We start from the raw sequence: 5,342 nt of genomic DNA, 5'->3' as shown, positions 1-5,342 counted from the left end.
CGATGACGTAATCGGCCAGGTTTTTTAGCCTGCTCGTGTGGTAGAGCCTTTCCTCGGCGTCATCCATCTCCCTGAAGTCGGCGAAGCTTTTGATGCCCCTGTCCTTCTCGGCCCTCCTTTTCATCAGCCTCTCGAACCTTATCTCGGGCTTTGCCTCGACGTAGATGACCTTTCCGCCGAGCCTTTTTATTGCCTCTATTTCCTCCTTTGAGCGGACGCCGTCTATGATGATGTCCTTACAATTCCTCTTCTTGTCAACGGCGAGCCGTATGAGTATGTCCCCGCCGTATTTCTCCTTGAGATACTTCCCGAGCTCTATCAGCTTTTCCCGCGTCGGCTCCGCCTTTTCCGGCAGTTCTGGAATCCACGAGTAGTCAGAAACGTTGTGGGTGAGGAGGTCGATAAGCGGTTCACTGCACGAGACCCTGCAGAAGCCCTTCTCCTCGAAGAACTTTGCGACTGTAGTTTTCCCCGCGGCAATCTTCCCTACCACTCCTATTATCATCTCCTCCGCCTCCAGTAGCGCCATATCAGGTTTGCCCCATCCGTTGATTCCATAAGGCCCTCGTACGTTAGCTCAGCCACAAAGCGGATGAGGGCATCGTAATCAACCATCGTGGGGAACTCAAAGCCGAAGAGGTACTTAATTTCAAAGAACCCGATGTGCAAAAATCTGAAGGGGTTCATGAGGGCGGTTTCGCTTCTCCATTTCAGCCCGAAGGGAAAGTCAGCGAGGACGAGCTTCGCGTTTCTCTCCCGGGCGAGTTTCACGAGTTTTTCCTCGCCCGGGAAGAAAACCTCTTTGGGCTCTCCTTCCACCGGCTCGTAGTCCAGCTTTGGGAAGGCGTACCTTATCCCAACGGCTCCGTGGGGTAAGCCTAACCTCTCAGCGAAGCCAAGGAGAGCTCTCGCGTTGAAGCTGAGGAAGACGAGGGTTTTAACGCTTCCTTTCACAGACGGCCACTTCCTTGGCGGGAAGCGCTTTTCCGCCTCGATTATCGGCAGTAAGAACTCCAGCTCGGTGCCTTTCACGAGCTCTTCTGCTTCGCTGAGCTTCCTCCTCTTTATCGCGAGGTCGAGGTTCGAGTAGACCGTCACCTGCTTTACCCCAAGCCTCTCCCTGAGCTTTCCTATTACGAGGCTGTTGCCTATCACAACGCTCTTGTCCGTCCTGTCGTGGGCTATTATGAAGAGCTTGTCGCCTTCTCTGTCATAGCGAACCTCGTCTATCCTGAACGGACTTTCCGGGAGGTTGTGCTCCCTCCTGATACTCCTGACCAGTTCGCCTATCTCATCGACCGTGAACATAACGGAGAAGGGAGGGGAAGAACGTTAAAAAGCCTTGCTCAGAGGTTGCCTATTATCTCGTCCCCCTCGATTGTTCTCTCGCAGTAGTAACAGCGGAGCTTTAGCGGTTCTCTGCTTTCCACCCTGAATCTTGGCTTTACGTACTCGTGGTTGCTGACGCAGTTCGGGTTCGGACAGCTGAGGATTCCGACTATCTCGTCCGGGATTTCCACCTTGAACTTCTCGATGATTTTGTAGTCCCTCACGATGTTAACCGTTGCAAGCGGCGCTATCAGGGCGATTTTGTTGACCTCCTCCTCGCTGAGGTAGCGCCCCTCGACCTTCACGATGTCCTTCCTTCCGAGCTTTTTGCTCGGGACGTTGGAGGCTATGAGCAGGGTCCCGCCGTTGGGCCTGGTCAGGCCGAGTATCTCTATTACTTTGAGCCACTTCCCTGCTGGAATGTGATCTATGACAGTCCCCTCGGGAATAACCTCAACCTTCAGCTCGGGCATTCAAATCCCCTCCAGAACTCCAAGCGTTAGTCCGAGCAGGGCCATTCTCACCGGAACACCTGAGAAGACCTGCCTGAAGTAGAGGGCGTGCTCGCTCTTATCCACTTCGGGATGTATCTCGTCAACCCTTGGGAGAGGGTGCATTACCTTCAGGCTTTCCTTCGCGTTCTTGAGGGTTGAGAGGTTCACCTGGTAGCTACCCTTGACCTTGAGGTACTCCTCCTCGTCCGGGAAGCGCTCTCTCTGAATCCTCGTCACGTAGAGGACGTCAAGCTCGGGAATCGCGCCCTCAAGGTCGGTCGTCTCGTGAACGGTTAAGCCCCTCTCACGGAGCTCATCAACGATGTGCTTCGGCATCCTCAAGAGCTCGGGTGAAATCAGGTAGAGCTCGACGTCGTAGAAGGCTAGAGCCTCGGCTAAACTGTGGACGGTCCTCCCGTACTTCAAATCGCCGAGCAGACCTATGGTTAGGCCGTCTATTCTCCCGAAGGTTCTCTTTATCGTGTAGAGGTCTAGCAAAGTTTGCGTTGGGTGCTGGTTGCTGCCGTCGCCGGCGTTGATGACGGGGATCTCAGCGACTTCGGCCGCGAGCCTCGCCGCGCCCTCCATCGGGTGTCTGATGACTATAACGTCGCTGTACTGCTCTACGGTCTTTATCGTGTCGGCTAAACTTTCACCCTTCTTGACGCTCGTGCTCGATGCAGAGGAGAAGCCTATAACAGAACCGCCGAGCCTGTGCATAGCTGACTCGAAGCTAAGCCTCGTCCTCGTTGACGGCTCGAAGAAGAGCGTCGCGAGGATTTTACCGCGCGCGTAGTCGAGTGAACCTTTTTCCTTGAGTTCCTCTTCAAGCCTTTCGGCAACACTTAAAACAAACTCGATATCCTCCTTCGAGAAGTCCCGTATGCTTATCACGTCGCGACCTTTCCAGTCCATAAGAGCCCTTCCGGTGTAAATTCCGATGGGTTTTTAAGTCTTTTTTTGACATAAACTTGGCGACAATAACGATTTAAACTCCGCCGAGTTTAATAACCCGGTTTTAGGGTGATGCTATGAGGACGCCCAGCGTTTACATCGCCGAGGAACTCATGCCCTATCTGAGGGCCAAGATTGCCGAGGCCCTCTACAGGGCCGGCTTCAGGCAGGCCAGGATAGCGTCCTATCTTGGAATAACCCAGGCTATGGTCAGCAAGTACCTCGCCGGGAAATACAGGGTCCCTCCAGAGGGGGTCTCAAAGCTCCTCGATGCAGTGGCTGAGGAGGTCTCAAGGCTTATAATCGGGGGCTCTTCGAAGGAGGAAGTCCTTCTCCTCCTCTCCAGAAGGCTCTACGAGCTGTTCACAACCGAGGAAGTCTGCAGGCACTACTCATCGTACGCCGGCGTAAGCGAAGGCCTCTGCAGGGAACTCGTCCCACCGTTCCCGCGCTCAGCCGTTCTGGACGAGCTTGATGTGGCCCTCAGGGAACTTCTCTCACTGGAGGGCTTTTCCAGTCTGATTCCTGAAGTAAGGAGCAACTTCGCCTATGCCCCAGCTAACGCCAGAAGGCCAGATGATGTTGCCGCCGTTCCCGGTAGGATAACCCTCGTCAAGGGCAGGCCCTACGCGTTACCTCCGGAGTTCGGGGCGAGCGTCTTTACCGCAAGCCTGGTCGTTGAGGTAATGAAGAGAAGGCCCTCGCTCAGGAGCGTTCTGAACATTCGCTACGGTGAAGACGTTGAAAGAGCCCTTGAGAGGGCCGGACTGAAGTTCACCCGAGTAAGAACCGGCGGTCTCTCAGAGATGGAGGCGGTCAAGACCATAGCGAAAGCCTTTGAAAGCGCCGAGTGGGATGCGATTGTTGACGGTGGTGGAAAGGGCGTAGAACCTCTCGTTTACATCTTCGGCAGGAATCCCCTTGAGGTCGTTGGAAAGGTCAAGAGGTTGCTGGAGGTGATGTGATGGCCGTCTTTACCGGGGAGCTACGCTTCTCCACCATGGGTGAGATAGACCTCGTGGACATAACGGGGGAAGTCGAGAAGGTCGTGAGAGAGAGTGGAATAAAAAACGGCCATGCCCTCGTCTTCGTGCCCGGGGCGACGGGTGCGATAGTCACGATAGAACACGAGAGTGGTCTCTTGGAGGACTTTAAGAGAATCCTGAGGGAGCTTGTTCCTAAGGGAAGGGGATACCTTCACGACAGAATCGATGATAACGCCCACAGCCATCTGAGGGCCACTCTCCTCGGAGCTAGCGAATGCTTCCCTGTCGTTGACGGCCGTCTCGTGAGGGGAACGTGGCAGCAGATATTCTTCGTTGAACTTGATGTCAGGCCGAGGCACAGGAGGGTCGTGGTGCAGGTCGTTGGGGAGTAAGCAGTCAGTTTCTCGACTTTTACAATGGGTAGTCCTCTTTAAGCGGAACCCCTAACGAGACTGATTGGAAGACCTATTGACTCCTTTTTTAACTTATTTTTCCGTCAGTAATGTATTTAAGAGTGGGTGATGAGTGATGTTTGAGGTTTCATGGATTTCGTGAAGTTCGTTAAGCTCCTCAGTTCGGGCAGTATTGCAGAGATTTCCCTCACGGAGCATGTGAAGTTAAGGTTGCAGGAGAGGAACATTAGGCCGAGGCTGGTCGAGGATGTGTTGCTCAACCGCTGGAAGTATTTGAGGGGGATCGAGCAACAGGGGGGAGAACAGGTTTAAGTTAACGTATTTGCACCCTGAGATGGATGGTATGGATTTAATTATTGTCGTTGAGGCCAGGGAGAGAAAGAGTAAAATGAGGCTGGCTGTGGTGACGGCGTTTCCTCAGCCTTCGAGTAGGCGGGTTAAGGTGGTTGACAATGAGCGAGGTCAAGAGGAAGTTTAAGCCCATTGATTATGACCCCATCGTTGATTCGTTGTTTGTTAGCGTTCCGGATAGGCAGTATAAGTACTCAATCATGGTTGGAGACGACCTCATCTTGGATTTCGGCATGTTGCCAGGTAGGAATAAGATTGACGTGGTTGGGTTTGAGCTGTTGGAAGCCTCGAAGAAGTTTGGTGTTGACAAGTATGTGCTTTGGAACATTAAGAGCCTCCATGCTGAGATAAATGTTAATGAGAAGTGGGTTAGGCTGAAGCTTTCTATCGTTGCCCTCCAGCATAAGAAGGAGCGGAAGAGCAATAAAATACTTGAGGTGGCCAACTCGGGCATTCCACCGCTAGCTTCTTCAATTACTGTCTGATTCTTTATTCTACCCCGGTGTTGAATAATTGAATGGAATTTGAAAAAGAGTGAGGTTTTGGGATTTAAAAATGGGAGGTTCAGAGCTTTATTGAGAGCTCTGCCTTGTCGGTCTTCTTGAGCTGAATCGCTAGGAGCTGCTTGGTGTAGTCCCTGTATCGGAGGTATGAGAATATCATCAAAATAAAAGAGGCAGTCCCTACCAGGGAAAGAATAACGCCGGAGAGCTGTATGACAGTTGATGAGATAAACCATCCCTTGAGTATACCCAATAGCAGTAATCCTAGTGCAACTCCTGTTTCTATCCATATCTCTAGAAATCCATAAAGAG

10 protein-coding genes are annotated in these 5,342 nt (G+C 52.5%); 5 read left to right on the top strand and 5 right to left on the bottom strand.

The window, feature by feature from the left end; translation table 11 throughout:
* From MVC73_RS01680 to pyrB, 4 genes are all read right to left on the bottom strand, one after another.
* Positions 1 to 505 (bottom strand): AAA family ATPase (locus tag MVC73_RS01680; RefSeq protein WP_297506285.1); only part of this gene is annotated, 505 nt, incomplete at its 3' end.
* A complete protein-coding gene (locus MVC73_RS01675) occupies positions 502 to 1,308 on the bottom strand; it encodes a hypothetical protein (RefSeq protein WP_297506283.1) in 807 nt (268 codons plus the stop codon). The genes MVC73_RS01680 and MVC73_RS01675, both read right to left, overlap by 4 nt.
* A 38-nt stretch (positions 1,309 to 1,346) precedes the next feature.
* Positions 1,347 to 1,802, bottom strand: a complete 456-nt coding sequence (pyrI, locus tag MVC73_RS01670; RefSeq protein WP_297506281.1) for an aspartate carbamoyltransferase regulatory subunit — start codon at positions 1,800 to 1,802, stop codon at positions 1,347 to 1,349.
* Positions 1,803 to 2,738, bottom strand: a complete 936-nt coding sequence (gene pyrB, locus MVC73_RS01665; protein WP_297506279.1) for an aspartate carbamoyltransferase — start codon at positions 2,736 to 2,738, stop codon at positions 1,803 to 1,805. It lies immediately after the preceding gene.
* 116 nt (positions 2,739 to 2,854) lie between these two features.
* Between pyrB and MVC73_RS01660 the strand changes: the two genes are divergently transcribed.
* The 5 genes from MVC73_RS01660 (at position 2,855) to MVC73_RS01640 (ending at position 5,012) form a co-directional block, all read left to right on the top strand.
* Positions 2,855 to 3,742 (top strand): thiamine-phosphate synthase family protein, encoded by an 888-nt coding sequence (locus tag MVC73_RS01660; RefSeq protein ID WP_297506277.1) that lies wholly within the window; start codon positions 2,855 to 2,857, stop codon positions 3,740 to 3,742.
* On the top strand, positions 3,742 to 4,155 hold the full coding sequence (locus MVC73_RS01655) for a secondary thiamine-phosphate synthase enzyme YjbQ (RefSeq protein WP_297506275.1): 414 nt from the start codon (positions 3,742 to 3,744) through the stop codon (positions 4,153 to 4,155). Before MVC73_RS01660 ends, MVC73_RS01655 begins: the two co-directional genes overlap by 1 nt.
* Positions 4,156 to 4,305: 150 nt before the next feature.
* Positions 4,306 to 4,488: a hypothetical protein gene (locus MVC73_RS01650; RefSeq protein ID WP_297506273.1), complete on the top strand. Its 183-nt coding sequence runs from the start codon at positions 4,306 to 4,308 to the stop codon at positions 4,486 to 4,488.
* A 22-nt stretch (positions 4,489 to 4,510) separates the two neighbouring features.
* On the top strand, positions 4,511 to 4,654 hold the full coding sequence (locus MVC73_RS01645; protein ID WP_297506271.1) for a hypothetical protein: 144 nt from the start codon (positions 4,511 to 4,513) through the stop codon (positions 4,652 to 4,654).
* On the top strand, positions 4,629 to 5,012 hold the full coding sequence (locus MVC73_RS01640) for a DUF2283 domain-containing protein (RefSeq protein ID WP_297506269.1): 384 nt from the start codon (positions 4,629 to 4,631) through the stop codon (positions 5,010 to 5,012). Before MVC73_RS01645 ends, MVC73_RS01640 begins: the two co-directional genes overlap by 26 nt.
* A 79-nt stretch (positions 5,013 to 5,091) precedes the next feature.
* Here the strand turns inward: MVC73_RS01640 and MVC73_RS01635 are convergent.
* The coding region (locus MVC73_RS01635) for a hypothetical protein (protein ID WP_297506267.1) at positions 5,092 to 5,342 on the bottom strand (251 nt) is incomplete at its 5' end.

The sequence above is a fragment of the Thermococcus sp. genome (assembly GCF_027052235.1).
GTDB lineage: Archaea > Methanobacteriota_B > Thermococci > Thermococcales > Thermococcaceae > Thermococcus.
Note: the sequence above shows the minus strand (reverse complement) of the source record. Positions and strands in the feature narration are given on the sequence as shown.

Bases quoted from the DNA above. Each gene is read 5' to 3' on its own strand.
- MVC73_RS01675 (WP_297506283.1), bottom strand. From the start codon at position 1,308: ATGTTCACGGTCGATGAGATAGGCGAACTGGTCAGGAGTATCAGGAGG.
- pyrI (WP_297506281.1), bottom strand. From the start codon at position 1,802: ATGCCCGAGCTGAAGGTTGAGGTTATTCCCGAGGGGACTGTCATAGAT.
- pyrB (WP_297506279.1), bottom strand. From the start codon at position 2,738: ATGGACTGGAAAGGTCGCGACGTGATAAGCATACGGGACTTCTCGAAG.
- MVC73_RS01660 (WP_297506277.1), top strand. From the start codon at position 2,855: ATGAGGACGCCCAGCGTTTACATCGCCGAGGAACTCATGCCCTATCTG.
- MVC73_RS01655 (WP_297506275.1), top strand. From the start codon at position 3,742: ATGGCCGTCTTTACCGGGGAGCTACGCTTCTCCACCATGGGTGAGATA.
- MVC73_RS01650 (WP_297506273.1), top strand. From the start codon at position 4,306: ATGGATTTCGTGAAGTTCGTTAAGCTCCTCAGTTCGGGCAGTATTGCA.
- MVC73_RS01645 (WP_297506271.1), top strand. From the start codon at position 4,511: ATGGATGGTATGGATTTAATTATTGTCGTTGAGGCCAGGGAGAGAAAG.
- MVC73_RS01640 (WP_297506269.1), top strand. From the start codon at position 4,629: ATGAGCGAGGTCAAGAGGAAGTTTAAGCCCATTGATTATGACCCCATC.